Source organism: Phyllobacterium sp. YR531, assembly GCF_000282595.1.
Taxonomy (GTDB): domain Bacteria; phylum Pseudomonadota; class Alphaproteobacteria; order Rhizobiales; family Rhizobiaceae; genus Phyllobacterium.
This window is the reverse complement of the sequence record NZ_AKIZ01000040.1, coordinates 76,410-90,993: the sequence shown is the minus strand read 5'-3', so window position 1 is coordinate 90,993 and position 14,584 is coordinate 76,410. Positions and strand designations below refer to the sequence as shown.

At 52.5% G+C, this 14,584-nt stretch carries 14 protein-coding genes; 7 read left to right on the top strand and 7 right to left on the bottom strand.

Translation table 11 applies throughout. The annotated features are described in order from the left end of the window. Positions 1 to 223 precede the first annotated feature (223 nt). Positions 224 to 388: a hypothetical protein gene (locus PMI41_RS25165; protein WP_008129124.1), complete on the top strand. Its 165-nt coding sequence runs from the start codon at positions 224 to 226 to the stop codon at positions 386 to 388. Here PMI41_RS25165 and PMI41_RS23625 read toward each other — a convergent pair. Together PMI41_RS23625 and PMI41_RS23620 are read right to left on the bottom strand one after the other, a co-directional pair. Then, a complete protein-coding gene (locus PMI41_RS23625; RefSeq protein WP_008129122.1) occupies positions 379 to 726 on the bottom strand; it encodes an antibiotic biosynthesis monooxygenase in 348 nt (115 codons plus the stop codon). The genes PMI41_RS25165 and PMI41_RS23625 overlap by 10 nt on opposite strands. Continuing rightward, positions 723 to 1,052, bottom strand: coding sequence for an NIPSNAP family protein (locus tag PMI41_RS23620; RefSeq protein ID WP_008129121.1), 330 nt, complete (start codon positions 1,050 to 1,052; stop codon positions 723 to 725). Before PMI41_RS23620 ends, PMI41_RS23625 begins: the two co-directional genes overlap by 4 nt. A 189-nt stretch (positions 1,053 to 1,241) precedes the next feature. Between PMI41_RS23620 and PMI41_RS23615 the strand changes: the two genes are divergently transcribed. Then, a complete protein-coding gene (locus PMI41_RS23615) occupies positions 1,242 to 1,937 on the top strand; it encodes a winged helix-turn-helix domain-containing protein (RefSeq protein WP_008129119.1) in 696 nt (231 codons plus the stop codon). Between the two features lie 171 nt (positions 1,938 to 2,108). Beyond that, positions 2,109 to 2,771 (top strand): OmpA family protein, encoded by a 663-nt coding sequence (locus tag PMI41_RS23610; RefSeq protein ID WP_008129118.1) that lies wholly within the window; start codon positions 2,109 to 2,111, stop codon positions 2,769 to 2,771. Here the strand turns inward: PMI41_RS23610 and PMI41_RS23605 are convergent. Next, positions 2,761 to 3,684 carry a pseudouridine-5'-phosphate glycosidase gene (locus PMI41_RS23605; protein ID WP_008129117.1) on the bottom strand — a complete coding sequence of 308 codons (924 nt, stop codon included), beginning with the start codon at positions 3,682 to 3,684 and terminating at the stop codon, positions 2,761 to 2,763. The genes PMI41_RS23610 and PMI41_RS23605 overlap by 11 nt on opposite strands. A 10-nt stretch (positions 3,685 to 3,694) precedes the next feature. Beyond that, the gene (locus PMI41_RS23600; RefSeq protein ID WP_008129116.1) at positions 3,695 to 4,693 is read right to left on the bottom strand and encodes a carbohydrate kinase family protein; all 999 of its coding nucleotides are present in this window, start codon (positions 4,691 to 4,693) and stop codon (positions 3,695 to 3,697) included. 260 nt (positions 4,694 to 4,953) lie between these two features. Here PMI41_RS23600 and recA point away from each other — a divergent pair, with 260 nt between their 5' ends. Continuing rightward, positions 4,954 to 6,048 carry a recombinase RecA gene (recA, locus tag PMI41_RS23595; protein WP_008129115.1) on the top strand — a complete coding sequence of 365 codons (1,095 nt, stop codon included), beginning with the start codon at positions 4,954 to 4,956 and terminating at the stop codon, positions 6,046 to 6,048. A 200-nt stretch (positions 6,049 to 6,248) separates the two neighbouring features. Next, positions 6,249 to 8,906: an alanine--tRNA ligase gene (alaS, locus tag PMI41_RS23590; RefSeq protein WP_008129114.1), complete on the top strand. Its 2,658-nt coding sequence runs from the start codon at positions 6,249 to 6,251 to the stop codon at positions 8,904 to 8,906. Positions 8,907 to 8,998: 92 nt separating this feature from the next. On the opposite strand, the gene PMI41_RS23585 is transcribed toward alaS, so the two are convergent. Then, on the bottom strand, positions 8,999 to 10,222 hold the full coding sequence (locus PMI41_RS23585) for a PLP-dependent aminotransferase family protein (RefSeq protein WP_008129113.1): 1,224 nt from the start codon (positions 10,220 to 10,222) through the stop codon (positions 8,999 to 9,001). A 150-nt stretch (positions 10,223 to 10,372) separates the two neighbouring features. Then, entirely contained in the window at positions 10,373 to 11,587 is a 1,215-nt protein-coding gene (locus PMI41_RS23580) for an NADP-dependent isocitrate dehydrogenase (RefSeq protein WP_008129112.1), read from the bottom strand. Between the two features lie 182 nt (positions 11,588 to 11,769). On the opposite strand from PMI41_RS23580, the gene PMI41_RS23570 reads away from it, so the two are divergent. Together PMI41_RS23570 and murI are read left to right on the top strand one after the other, a co-directional pair. Then, positions 11,770 to 12,636 (top strand): RNA methyltransferase, encoded by an 867-nt coding sequence (locus PMI41_RS23570; RefSeq protein WP_008129111.1) that lies wholly within the window; start codon positions 11,770 to 11,772, stop codon positions 12,634 to 12,636. Beyond that, a complete protein-coding gene (gene murI, locus PMI41_RS23565) occupies positions 12,629 to 13,432 on the top strand; it encodes a glutamate racemase (RefSeq protein WP_008129109.1) in 804 nt (267 codons plus the stop codon). Before PMI41_RS23570 ends, murI begins: the two co-directional genes overlap by 8 nt. Here murI and PMI41_RS23560 read toward each other — a convergent pair. Beyond that, on the bottom strand, positions 13,429 to 14,466 hold the full coding sequence (locus PMI41_RS23560) for an LLM class flavin-dependent oxidoreductase (protein ID WP_008129107.1): 1,038 nt from the start codon (positions 14,464 to 14,466) through the stop codon (positions 13,429 to 13,431). The genes murI and PMI41_RS23560 overlap by 4 nt on opposite strands. Positions 14,467 to 14,584: the final 118 nt, after the last annotated feature.

Below are 14,584 nucleotides of genomic sequence, written 5' to 3'. Positions count from 1 at the left end.
CCCAAGCCGCATAAAAGTTAAACCCGCGATTGATTGTTTTAGCACCAAAACCCAGTAAAACGGGATCTTTGATCTCGTTTTGACGCTTTCCGCCAGTGGTTTGCCTTACTGGTTAAAGCTAATTTTTCATGAATTCAGCTGATTTTAACCAAAGACGTTCAGGAGGCGTTCATACTTTTAAGTTAAGTTTTAGCTAATTGATCACTATCGGAGGTTATCCGGTATGTATGAACCAAGGCACACGACCATGACCATGATTTTCCAGTTGCGCGATACGCTTCGTATCGTCCGTGAATTTGTTGTTCCAAGCTACCGCCCCGAGCGCCACTATATGCGTGGTCCAGGACCTGCTTGCGCACAGCGCAGCCAGCCGCGCGTTCAGGCGTGATGATAAATCCGCGCATCAAGCGGAGCCTCATCACGGGCTCGCAATCCATAATCGCGTATAACGGACGCGATCCTCAGCCGGTAATCAGCAAAGATTCCGGAACGGCCATCACTTTGGGCCATTCGATGTTCTTCGGTGTTGCGCCAAGCCGCAACTGATGCCTCGTCGCGCCAGAACGAGAGCGACAGATAGCGGTTTTCATCAGTCAGACTGCGAAACCGCTCAACCGAGATGAACCCGTCCATGGTTTCCAATAGTGGCCGCAAGTTTGCGGCCCGGTCGAAATAGTCTTTGCTTCGACCATCTGCGGGTTCTACCTCAAAAATAACCGCGATCATTTGATCAACCCTCCGTTAGTGCCTGTAACAAGACGCAGGAATGTCCGGTCCTCACGCCTGATAAAGCGCTTTTCCCTTGCAAATGAATAATTCGCTTGACCAACCGGATCAGTTGCAAGCCGGGCACGATACTCTTCATATGCGGCCAAACTCTCAATATTGTAAGCCGCATAGGCCAATGTCGCTGAACCTTCGTGAGGCGCATAATAGCCGATTAGCTCCGCCCCACAGCGAGGAATGGCTTCATTCCAGTTGCGGGCATATTCCTCGAATGCACCTTTCTGATACGGGTCTATTTCGTATTGGATGAAACAGGTAATGCTCATGGCGTTGCTCCTTTGTTGTGCCCCAGGTTTTACGTGACCAAGACGGACAATGCTTCGAGCATTACCGAACTATGATGATCTGCAAGCTGTCAGGAGACTTTGAGTGAACCCTTGATAGTTCGACCGATTCCGAAGCAAAATTGTTCGGCTTCGGGCAGTATCTGGCAGATGACAACACGGAACAGCACCATGTCCAACAATGCACGATTTGCGGAAATAGCGGCTCTTGCGGGCGATCCCGGGCGGGCAAGCATGCTGAACGGGCTGATGGATGGCCGCGCTTTGACCGCATCTGAGCTAGCGCAACTGGCGGGTATCACCGCGCAAACTGCTAGCAGCCATCTGACGCGAATGACAGATGCAGGGTTGCTGCAAGTGGAAAAGCAGGGCCGTCACCGGTATCATCGGCTTGCTTCTCCCGCAGTAGCACAGATGATTGAGAGTATTATGCGGCTCGCGGCACCTGCACTGGAAAGCAAACCTGTCCGGACGGGCCCGCGCGATGCGGCATTAAGGGCGGGACGCACCTGTTACGATCATCTGGCGGGGCATTTGGGTGTTTCGATCGCAGATGCATTGGTCAGCGCTGGTCATCTCGAACTCGGGATTGATGCGGGCGAGATAACGCCGAGCGGAATTGCGCTTTTTGAGAATGCTCGCATCAGCATCAAATCTTCAAAAAGCAGCCGCATTCTTTGCAGGCCCTGCCTGGACTGGAGTGAGCGCCGTCCACATCTTGCGGGCGCAATTGGTGCTGCGCTTTACATCCATTGTTTCGATTCAGGATGGATCAGGAGGGTGGAAGGTACACGCGCTGTTTCGGTAACTCCCAATGGCCAAAGACAATTGCGCGAGACATTGGGTGTGGACCTGTCTTTAATGTGATCCGGCAGGTATCAGGGTTTGTAATGTATCAAGTCGGGCTTGATGCCATCGGATTGTACTGATTGCGAGCTATATTGCGGCGCTATTCGGCATCCATATTTTGCATTTCTCACCCATCTTTCGCCCAAATCCAATGTATATTCCCTGCCATATTCAACGGGGACTGATTCCATGATCAAGAAATTTGCCATCGCCTGCCTTGCGGCAACGTTTTTGGCGGGGTGCACCACGACCGATCCCTATACGGGTGAGCAGAAAATGTCTAACACTGCTGGTGGCGCTTTGATCGGTACGGCAGCGGGCGCTCTTGCCGGTCTGGCAGTAGGTGGCAGTGGCAGAGCGCAGCGGAACGCCGTTCTTATCGGTGCGGGTCTAGGTGCACTCGGCGGCGGTGCCATTGGCAACTATATGGATCGTCAGGAATCGGAATTGCGTGCTCAGCTGCAAGGCACTGGCGTTTCCGTTACCCGAAATGGCGACCGCATCATCCTGAACATGCCATCCGCCATCACATTCAATATCGACCGCGACCAGGTAAAGCCTGAATTCTTCTCAACGCTTGCATCTGTCGCTGTCGTTCTGCGCAAGTTTGATCGAACAATTGTAGACGTTGCAGGCCATACAGATTCGACTGGCAGCATGGAACACAATCAGCTGCTATCCGAGCGGCGTGCGTTATCTGTCGCCAATTACCTGACTCAGCAGGGCATCGACAATCGCCGCTTTGACGTTCGTGGTTATGGCCCGACCGAACCGGTCGCCAGCAACGCCAACGAATCCGGCCGGGCTCAAAACCGCCGCGTAGAAATTCAAATTTCGCCGCTTACTGAGTAGCAAGCGCTACCGCGATTTTTGCCGCGAGGCGAGCATTGTTTTCCACAAGGGCAATGTTTGCCACAAGGCTCTCGCCATTGGTTATATTAAGTATTTCAGACAACAGGAATGGCGTTACCGCTTTGCCGGTAATGCCATTTCTTGTAGCGCGGGAAATTGCTTCGCCGATATAACCTGCCATGATTTGTGATGGAATTTCGCTGGCTTCCGGAATTGGATTTGCGATCAACATGCCGCCAATAACCCCGATAGCTTCTCGCGCCTTCTGAAAATGAGCAATATTTTCGGCAGTATCGAGACGCAAGGGGGCCTTGAGCGGTGACTGCCGCGACCAGAATGCCGGCATCGTATCCGAGCCATAGACAACGACCGGTACGCCTTTTGTTTCAAGTACTTCCAGCGTCTTTTCTATATCCAGAATCGCTTTGGCACCTGCTGAAACCACGATGACAGGTGTTCTGCCCAGCTCTTCCAGATCGGCGGAGATGTCGAAACTGGTTTCTGCCCCCTTGTGAACGCCACCAATACCACCTGTGGCGAAAACCTTGATGTCAGCGAGATTGGCTGCCAGCATCGTTGCGGCTACAGTCGTTCCGCCAGTACGTCCTTGAGACAGGGCAAATGCCAGATCAGCACGGGAAAGTTTCATTGCTCCTTTGACCTGCGCAAGTGCCTCCCGCTCTTCGACAGAAAGACCGATCTTTAAGCGCCCATCGACGATGGCGATTGTGGCAGGAACAGCGCCTTCTTGGGTAATTATAGCTTCCACATCCGCAGCCATACGGCTGTTGTCGGGATAGGGCATGCCATGCGTAATGATCGTGCTTTCAAGCGCAACGATGGGTTTTCCAGCCGAAAGGGCGTTTTGCACATCGGTGGATACATCGGTGTATTGGTTCAGATTGAGTGTCATGATTATTTCCTTATGCGAGCGGGCTTGCAGCGGGAATATGCGCAAGCGCCTGTTCGAATTCTCGTGTTGAAAATTGCGGACTGGCCGAGTGGATTTGCAGCGTCAGCAAGGCTGCCGCCATTCCTTCCCGGCACGCCTGCTGAAATGTCTCTCCGCGCATCAAGGCGGCAATAACACCGCCAGCCATGGCATCCCCGGCGCCGGTTACATCGGCAATGCCGGGAACGCTTGGCGGTTGAATGGTGAAAGCACTCTCACCGTAAAATGCGAGAATGGGTCCTTCACCATTGGTGATAGTGCCGCCGCGAAGGCCTCGATTACGCAAGGCGGCAAGTATTTCAGGAAGCGAGGCGTTCTGCTCCAGTTCTGTAAGAGCCAAGGCCTCGCGACGGTTCATGAACAGACAGGCCAGATTGGGGAAAACGGAGCGCAAACGCACTGCCTTGGCTGGGGAAATCGCCAATGCAAACACTGGCAGATCGCCCGCAAGATCGGCGACGCGCTTCAACCCTTCGGGCGGTAAATTGGCATCGCAGAAAATCGCGCTTGCGGATGCAATGGCATCGCGCACTTTACGTCGGCGCAACTGTTTCGGCAGAGCAAGTTCATAAAGCGCCATATCTGCAATTGCCGCCACCACATCACCGCGTTCGTCGAGGATCGCCGTGTAGCTTGGTGTGGGGCGATCCATAAACACGACAGAACTATCCTTGATGCCCGCTGCCTCAATTGCCGATGCCACCATATCGCCGGCGGAATCGGCTCCACGAACAGAAAGAATCTCGGCCTGGATTCCGCGCTGCGTGACAAGCCTGAGAGTGTTGAAAACACCGCCGCCGGGTTCCTCGCGCATAATTCCCGGATTTGACGCTCCGGGGACAAAAGGCACTAAACTTTGTCCACGCCGGTCGAGATGAGCGCCCCCTACGGCAAAGAGCAGCGGTTTGATGGATTTGGCCATGATTGAAAACTTGCCCGAATAAAACTGGAGATTGCGGAGAGGCCGCATCTGTCTTTCTCTAGACCGCAGAATCGCTTGGCGCAATGATGGCAGCGATTCGATGGCTTGTTCCCGATGCCTTTTCACATATGGCGAAACAATGTGTGGACAGCATTCACGCTTCGTATGCAGAACATTATAAGAACAATTTTGTTTTATATAGCAATTTCAGTCATATAGCGCTATTGCAAAATGAGAACAAAACAGATACAAATAAGTTCACAAACAGGAACATCCGGACTTCATGCATATCACAGGGGTAGTGTAACATGGCTCAAAATTCTTTGCGGTTGGTTGAGGGTAATTCGGTGGATAAAACTAAAGCGCTTGATGCGGCATTGTCGCAGATTGAAAGATCCTTTGGTAAGGGATCAATTATGCGGCTGGGACGCAATGAGCAGGTCGTTGAAATTGAAACAGTTCCGACCGGTTCACTGTCACTGGATATCGCGCTTGGTGTTGGTGGTCTCCCTAAAGGACGTATCGTAGAAATCTACGGGCCTGAAAGTTCGGGTAAAACCACGCTTGCGCTGCACACAATTGCCGAAGCCCAGAAGAAGGGCGGCATCTGTGCGTTTGTCGACGCCGAGCATGCGCTTGATCCGGTATATGCACGTAAACTTGGTGTTGATCTGGAAAACCTGCTGATCTCCCAGCCGGATACTGGAGAACAGGCGCTTGAAATTACGGACACGCTTGTTCGTTCCGGTGCAATCGACGTGCTGGTTATCGACTCTGTTGCTGCGCTGACGCCTCGTGCCGAAATTGAAGGTGAGATGGGCGATAGCCTGCCGGGTCTTCAGGCTCGCCTGATGAGTCAGGCATTGCGTAAGCTGACGGCTTCGATTTCACGTTCCAATTGCATGGTTATTTTTATCAACCAGATACGCATGAAGATCGGTGTGATGTTCGGTTCGCCGGAAACTACGACTGGTGGTAATGCTCTCAAGTTCTATGCTTCGGTGCGTTTGGATATCCGCCGCATTGGTTCACTGAAAGAACGTGATGAGGTTGTAGGCAATCAGACACGAGTCAAGGTTGTAAAGAACAAGCTGGCTCCACCCTTCAAGCAGGTCGAATTCGACATCATGTATGGTGAAGGTGTTTCGAAGACCGGTGAGCTTGTTGACCTTGGTGTTAAGGCAGGTCTGGTTGAAAAATCCGGCTCATGGTTCTCCTATAATTCGCAGCGTCTTGGGCAGGGGCGTGATAACGCCAAGCTGTTCTTGAAGGAAAATCCTGATCTGGCAAACGAGATTGAGCTTGCAATCCGCCAGAATGCCGGTCTGATTTCCGAGCAGATGCTGGATAAGGGTCCGAATGATAGTGAGGATGATGATCCTCTGGATGCTGCTGAAGGTTGATTCCTAAGGTAAAATTTGACTGAACGCCCTTAAAAACCCGCTTGTCATGATTGGCTGCGGGTTTTTTGCTTTCTATCTTTGCGCTTACAGGGATTTTCTGGACAGCAGCGGAACGCATCGTTACAAGCGTTGCGTTCTGTCCCTTCATGTTCAAGAGGGACGAATCTGCGTTGGATATACTAGATTAGAGGCTGAGAATTATGAGTGGCGTCAACGAGATACGGTCGACATTTCTGAACTATTTTAAGAAGAACGGCCACGAGATTGTCGCGTCGAGCCCGCTTGTACCGCGAAATGATCCAACGCTGATGTTTACGAACGCCGGTATGGTCCAGTTCAAGAACGTCTTTACAGGTATTGAGCAGCGTCCTTACAATCGCGCGACAACTTCGCAGAAATGCGTACGCGCTGGTGGCAAGCATAATGATTTGGACAATGTGGGCTATACGGCACGCCACCATACCTTCTTTGAAATGCTCGGTAACTTCTCTTTTGGTGATTATTTCAAGGAAGAGGCGATTTCGCTTGCCTGGAATTTGATCACCAAGGAATTCGGTCTGGCCAAAGACAAGCTGTTGGTCACCGTTTACCACACGGATGATGCCGCTGCGGAATATTGGAAGAAGATCGCCGGACTTTCCGATGACCGCATCATTCGAATTGCCACGAGCGACAATTTTTGGGCTATGGGCGATACGGGTCCGTGCGGACCTTGTTCGGAAATATTCTACGATCACGGCGATGATATTTGGGGTGGTCCTCCCGGCAGCGCGGATGAGGACGGGGACCGATTTATCGAGATATGGAATCTCGTTTTCATGCAGTTTGAGCAGTTGACGAAGGAAGAGCGCATTGAATTGCCACGTCCGTCCATTGATACGGGGATGGGACTGGAACGTCTTGCAGCCGTTCTGCAGGGCGAGCATGACAATTATGACATCGACCTGTTCAAGGCTTTGATCCGCGCATCTGAAGATGCAACGGGTGTGAAGGCCGAGGGGAAGTTCCGCGCAAGTCACCGCGTGATTGCCGACCATCTGCGTTCCGCCAGCTTCCTCATTGCTGATGGTGTTCTTCCTTCCAATGAAGGCCGCGGCTATGTCCTGCGCCGTATCATGCGCCGCGCCATGCGCCACGCCCAATTGCTCGGTGCACGCGATCCGCTTATGTGGCGTTTGCTTCCAGCTCTGGTACGCGAGATGGGACAGGCTTATCCGGAGCTTATCCGTGCGGAGGCACTTATTTCCGAGACGCTCAAGCTTGAAGAAACACGGTTCCGCAAGACGCTCGAACGCGGCCTTGGTCTCTTGGGCGATGCGACGGAGTCTTTGGGTGAAGGCGATAGTCTCGATGGCGAGACAGCCTTCAAATTGTACGACACATTCGGGTTTCCGCTTGACCTGACGCAAGATGCATTGCGGCAGCGTGGGATCAATGTCGATACGGATGGATTTTCCGCAGCGATGGAGCGTCAGAAAGCCGAGGCTCGTGCCCATTGGTCCGGCTCCGGGGATGCTGCAACTGAGACTGTCTGGTTCTCGGTTCGCGACAAGGTCGGCTCGACAGAGTTTCTTGGCTACGAGACCGAGAAGGCTGAAGGTGTCGTGACTGCATTGGTGCAAAACGGCGCAACAGTTGAAAGTGCTGGCGAAGGGCAGGCCATATCCATCGTTGTCAATCAGACTCCTTTCTACGGTGAATCAGGCGGACAGCAGGGAGACACAGGTGTCATTTCCGGCGAAGGCTTCAGCGTTGCCATCAGTGATACCTTGAAGAAGAATGATGGCGTCTTTGTTCATGTTGGCACCGTAACCAAGGGCACAGTGAAAGTGGGCGCAGCTGTTGAGCTGGCGGTGGACAGTGTTCGCCGCACGCGTATTCGCTCCAATCATTCAGCAACGCATTTGCTGCATGAAGCTTTGCGTGAAACTTTGGGAACACATGTGGCGCAAAAGGGCTCGCTCGTTGCTCCGGATCGCCTGCGGTTCGATTTTTCACACCCGAAGCCCATTTCGGACAAGGAACTTGCGGCGATTGAAAATATTGCCAACGAGATTGTCCTGCAGAACGCGCCGGTTTCAACACGATTGATGGCTGTCGATGATGCAATTGCCGAAGGTGCGATGGCATTGTTTGGTGAGAAATACGGCGATGAGGTTCGCGTGGTATCCATGGGCACCGCGCTGCATGGGGACAAGACCGGAAAAAGCTATTCCACTGAGCTTTGTGGTGGAACGCATGTGCGTGCGACAGGCGACATCGGGCTTATTCGCGTTGTCTCAGAGAGTGCTGTTGCAGCGGGTGTTCGCCGTCTTGAGGCTTTGACGGGCGAGGCAGCTCGCCGTTATCTGGAAGAACAGGATGAACGCGTAAAGGCAATTGCTGGTGCGCTTAAATCATCACCTGCAGATGCTTTATCTCGCGTAACGGCACTCATTGATGAGCGCCGCAAGCTGGAGCGGGAGCTTACCGAAGCGCGCAAGCAGCTCGCTTTGGGTGGAACTGCATCCGGCGGCGCAAAATCAGAGACCATTAATGGTGTTGGTTTCATTGGCAAGGTGGTCTCCGGCGTCAATCCTCGTGATCTGAAGCCATTGGCGGATGATGCTAAGAAGACCGTAGGTTCCGGTGTGGTTGCTTTTGTCGGCGTTTCTGACGACGGCAAGGCCAGCGCGGTTGTTGGCGTCACGGATGATCTGATTGGCAAGTTCAGTGCTGTTGAGCTTGTTCGTATAGCATCGGCAGCCTTGGGCGGAGCCGGTGGAGGTGGCCGCCCTGACATGGCTCAAGCAGGCGGTCCTGATGGGTCAAAGGCTGAAGAGGCCGTTTCAGCAGTGCGCAACGCACTGGAAGGATAGGCGCGTTCTAGAGCTAAATCATTCCGATCGCATATCGTGCCATCGGAATGATTTAATGGGTATCGCCGCGTGATGTAACCATCAAAGTCGATCTAAGCGGCTGTCATCTCAAGTTTGATTAGCTTGCCGAGACGAGACATGCCGGTGTCGATAGCTTCCGCGTCCGGCAAGGAATAATTCAGCCTTATCGTATTTTTGCCTGTGCCATCTGCGTGAAAAGCGCCTCCCGGTACGAACGCAACCTGAATCTCTTTGATGGATTTTGCCAGAAGTTCCGCGCCATTCATGTGTTCGGGCAGGGTCATCCAAACAAACATGCCACCTTCCGGTTTTGTCCATGTCACGCCATCCGGCATATAGCGCTGCAGGGCTTGCAACATGTAGTCGCGGCGCTGCCGGTAACTGGCGCGGGCCTTTTCAACCTGCTGGTCAAAATGACGCTCTGCCACATGGTGGATGACCATCTGGTTGATTGTCGGGCTATGCAGATCGGCAGCCTGTTTTATGAGAACCAGCTTTGAAATGATGGGCTTTGCCGCACATACCCAACCGACACGAAGCCCGGGAGTCAGGGTTTTTGAAAAGCTGCCCGAATAGATTACACGCGTCTTGTCGATGTCTCCCTGACGCTTGATGTCAAGCGCCAGCATTGAAGGCGCATTCTCGCCATCGAAACGAAGCGAGCGATATGCAGCATCCTCAATAAGCGGGATGTCTAGATCGTGAGCAAGTTCAATGAGTTTTGATCGCTCAGCTAATCCAATGGTTTCCCCGGTGGGATTGGAGAAGTCAGCGGTAAGATAGGCGAGCTTTACCTGACCACCAGCTTGCTCTGCATGTTTTTTGTATTCATCAGGTGTTGTATTTCCCCCATCCGGCGTCAGGCGATCATAATTTGGTTCGTACGCATTGAATGCTTGAAGCGCACCGAGATAGGTCGGCCAGGTGGTGAGTATGGTATCCCCGGGAGAGATGAACAGTTTTCCGATATAATCCAGCGCCTGCTGTGAGCCGGTCGTGATGATAATGTTGTCGATTGTGCAATCGACACCCAGTGACGCCATGTGCTGCGCCAGCCATTCACGTAGCGGGCGGTAACCTTCGCTGACAGAATATTGGAGTGCCGCACCGGCATTCTCGCTCAGAATATCGTTGTAGGCTTGTTGGATCGCATCTGTGGGAAACAATGCCGGATCAGGTATTCCACCGGCAAAGGAGATAATGCCTGGCTGGTCAAGCAATTTGAGCAACTCGCGAACTTCGGACGCACGCATATTGCTGATCCGGGTTGAATACCGGTCGTTGCGATCGCTCATTTATTCCTCCACATTTTTGCAGGCACTCGACTGCAAAACGCATAATATGTCAATAATGCTGTCTTATATTTGTTTGGCTGCGAATTTGATATATCCAAAACGCAAAAAACCCCGACATTGCCGGGGTTTTCATTCTTCGGGCTGACGCTATCAGGCAGCCATTGCCTTTGTAAGGTTCTCGCTGATTTTGTCGAGGAAGCCTGTTGTTGAAAGCCAAGGCTGATCAGGGCCGATAAGAAGCGCCAGATCCTTGGTCATGTAACCCGACTCAACAGTGTCAACGCAGACTTTTTCAAGCGTATTGGCAAAGCGATCCAATTCAGCATTGCCATCCAGCTTTGCGCGATGTGCAAGGCCACGCGTCCACGCAAAGATCGATGCAATGGAGTTCGTCGAAGTTTCCTGGCCCTTTTGATGCTGGCGGTAGTGACGGGTCACTGTGCCGTGGGCAGCCTCTGCTTCTACTGTCTGACCATCCGGAGTCATCAGGACAGATGTCATCAGGCCGAGCGAGCCGAAGCCTTGCGCAACGATGTCGGACTGAACGTCGCCGTCATAGTTCTTGCACGCCCATACATATCCACCGGACCATTTAAGGGCCGATGCAACCATGTCGTCAATCAGGCGATGCTCGTAACCAATCTTCTTTTCAGCAAATTTTTCTTTGAACTCAGTGTCAAAGACTTCCTGAAAAATATCCTTGAACCGGCCGTCATAAGCTTTGAGAATTGTGTTTTTGGTCGAAAGATAGCAAGGAACGCCGCGGTTGTAGGCATAGTTCAGCGATGCACGGGCAAAGTCGCGAATAGAGTCGTCAAGATTGTACATGGCCATGGCGACGCCTGCGCTTGGAGCGTCGTAGACATCATGTTCGATAGTCTGGCCATCTTCACCAACGAATTTGATCGAGAGCTTGCCCTTGCCGGGGAATTTGAAATCTGTTGCGCGGTACTGATCACCAAATGCATGGCGGCCAACGATGATTGGCTGTGTCCAACCTGGAACCAGGCGAGGCACGTTCTTTGCAATGATTGGTTCGCGGAAAATAACGCCGCCAAGAATATTGCGGATCGTGCCGTTGGGCGATTTCCACATTTTCTTGAGACCAAATTCTTCAACGCGCTGTTCGTCCGGGGTGATTGTGGCGCATTTTACGCCTACACCATATTCCTTGATTGCATTTGCAGCATCAATCGTTACCTGATCGTCAGTTGCATCGCGGTGTTCCATGCCCAGATCATAATATTTCAGATCGATATCGAGGTAAGGATGGATCAGCTTTTCCTTGATATATTGCCAGATGATGCGGGTCATCTCATCGCCATCGAGTTCGACAACCGGATTTGCAACCTTGATCTTTGCCATGAATATTGGGCCTCTTTTGTGCTGGGTTTGGGATGCCAGCCTTGGTTTGATTGAGGGTTCGCGCCCCTATAGCACTGGAAAACCGATACGCAAAGGCGATCATACGCGGTTTCGCGCAAACAGTTGGATTGCTCATCAAAAAAACGCGAGCTATTACGGCGCGATAAACGCAAGGATTGAAAATGGCCGGAACTGACAGACAGCGCACCCTTATTGCAGAAGGCCCGGCGATTATTCTCGTGGAACCGCAACTGCCTGAAAACATCGGCATGGTGGCGCGAGCGATGGCAAATTTCGGTCTGGCGGAATTGAGATTGGTCAAGCCGCGTGAAGCTTTTCCAAACGAAAAAGCGCGCTCCGCCGCCAGTCGTGCCGATCACATTATCGACAATGCGCGGGTTTTTGATGATCTGGCCTCTGCCATCAAGGATTTGCACTTTGTTTATGCGACAACGGCGCGTGAACGCGATGCCTTCAAACAGGTGCGCGGGCCGGTAGAAGCGGGTCATATATTGCGGCAGCGATTCAACAATGATGAGAAAACCGGAATTCTGTTTGGGCGTGAACGTTTCGGCCTCAACAATGACGAAATCAGTCTTGCTGATGAGCTGGTGACATTTCCGGTTAACCCGGCCTTCTCATCGTTGAATATCGCTCAGGCAGTGCTCCTCATGTCTTATGAATGGATGAAGTCAGGTCTGGCGAAGGAAACCGATACGGCATTTCGCGGTCCTGAGCTTGAACCTGCCCCCAAGGAGCAGTTACAGGGCTTTTTCAACCATTTGGAAGATGCGCTTCAGGCCCGCGGTTATTTTCGTCCCATGGCCCGCAAGGAGATCATGGTGAATAATCTGCGCGGCGTTCTGACAAGAGCGGGATTTTCGGAATCCGAGTTGAGGCTGCTACGCGGGGTTATTGTTTCGCTGGATTACTTCAGCCCTAAAACTCCGCGCGGTTCAGGAGCGCCCGAAGGTCGCAAACGTGAAAAACCGCTGTTGGCAGAAAATGAACCGCAAGTTTTGGACGAGGACTCATCCAGCGATGAATAATGTGACGGGCGACAGGCCAATTATTGCTTTTGACAGTGGTATTGGCGGTCTCACGGTCTTGCGCGAGGCGAGGGTGCTCATCCCGGATCGGCGCTTTGTTTACATCGCTGACGATGCCGGTTTTCCCTATGGAGATTGGGAAGAAGAAGCTCTAAAACAACGTATTGTTAGGCTTTTCGACGGTTTTATCAAAACCTATGATCCTGAGATCGTCATTATTCCCTGCAATACTGCATCGACACTCGTTCTTGATGATTTGCGTAGCGCATTTCCTGAAGTGCCTTTCGTTGGCACAGTTCCTGCAATAAAACCTGCTGCGGAGAGAACCTCCTCGGGCCTGATAAGCGTATTGGCTACCCCGGGCACCGTGAAACGCGCATATACGCGCGATCTTATCCAGTCTTTTGCCACGAAATGTCATGTGAGACTTGTCGGTAGTCAGACACTGGCCCGCATGGCTGAGGCGCATATGCGTGGTGAAAAACTGGACGATGCGGTACTTTTGGATGAAATCCTGCCTTGCTTCTACGAGAAAAACGGCAAGCGCACTGACATAGTGGTACTGGCCTGTACGCACTATCCGTTTCTGGTCAATGTATTCCGGCGCCTTGCTCCATGGCCGGTAGACTGGCTTGATCCAGCTGAAGCTATCGCCCGCCGTGCCGTTTCGTTGCTCAAACCCAATCCGGACGGTATCGAGCCCGAACACGGCGACGATATCGCCGTGTTCACCTCCGGCACTCCGGACTTTCCAACAAGGCGTTTGTTGCAAGGGTTCGGGCTGGATACAATCTAGACCGTAGCCACCTCTTTCCGGATGACCGGTGCAACTTTGGTGCCATAGAGTTCAATCGCTTTCAGCGTATTTTTATGCGGCAGGCTGCCAAGATCGATCTGCAGCATAAAGCGGTCATGTTTAAAATAAGTTTGTTGAATCATGATTTTATCGATTACCTCTTGCGGAGAGCCAACGAGAAGGGCACCGCGGGGCGTGCGGCCCGCTTCATATTGAGCGCGGTTGCTTGGCGGCCAGCCGCGCTCGCGACCGATCTTGTTCATGACAACCTCATAGGACGGCCAGTACTCATCAGAGGCGGCCTGCGAGCTATCGGCCACGTAACCATGGGAATTGATGCTGACTTTAAGCGTTTCTGGGGCGTGCCCTGCCTTTGCTCCGGCTTCACGATAAAGCTCAACCAAGGGCGCAAACCGATGTGGTTCGCCACCGATAATCGCAACGGCTAGCGGCAATCCAAGGGTTCCGGCCCTGACAACCGACTCCGGTGTTCCGCCAACGGCAATCCAAACTGGCAGGGGATTTTGCACCGGACGAGGATAGACGCCAAGGTTATGAAGAGGCGCGCGGAGCGTTCCATTCCAGGTAACACGTTCGCTTTCCCGTAGCTTTAACAGCAGGTCGAGCTTCTGCGTAAAGAGCTCGTCGTAATCATGCAAATCATAGCCAAATAGCGGAAAAGATTCGATAAAAGAGCCTCGACCAGCCATGATTTCGGCACGTCCCGACGAGATCAGATCGAGTGTCGCATATTCCTGAAACACGCGGACAGGATCTTCTGAACTGAGCACGGTGACGGCACTGGTAAGCCGGATATTCTTTGTTCGAGCGGCGCCAGCCGCCAAGGCAACGGCGGGTGTGGAGATGACAAAGTCCGGACGATGATGCTCGCCAATGCCGAATACATCCAGACCGACCTGATCAGCCAATTCCATTTCTTCAAGCAGATTCTTCATTCTTTGATGGGCATCAATAGCAACACCCGTCGCCGGATCAGGGCTCATGCCGGCAAATGTATAAAGACCAAGTTCCATGATTTTGCTCTTCAATTTCTCACTGTGGCTTAGGTAAGCCTAGTGGTCTGCCTTGTGAAGAACGCACGTTTCAGTGTCCGAGGCACCAAAAGGATACTGGAAAGCCAACTCTACCCGC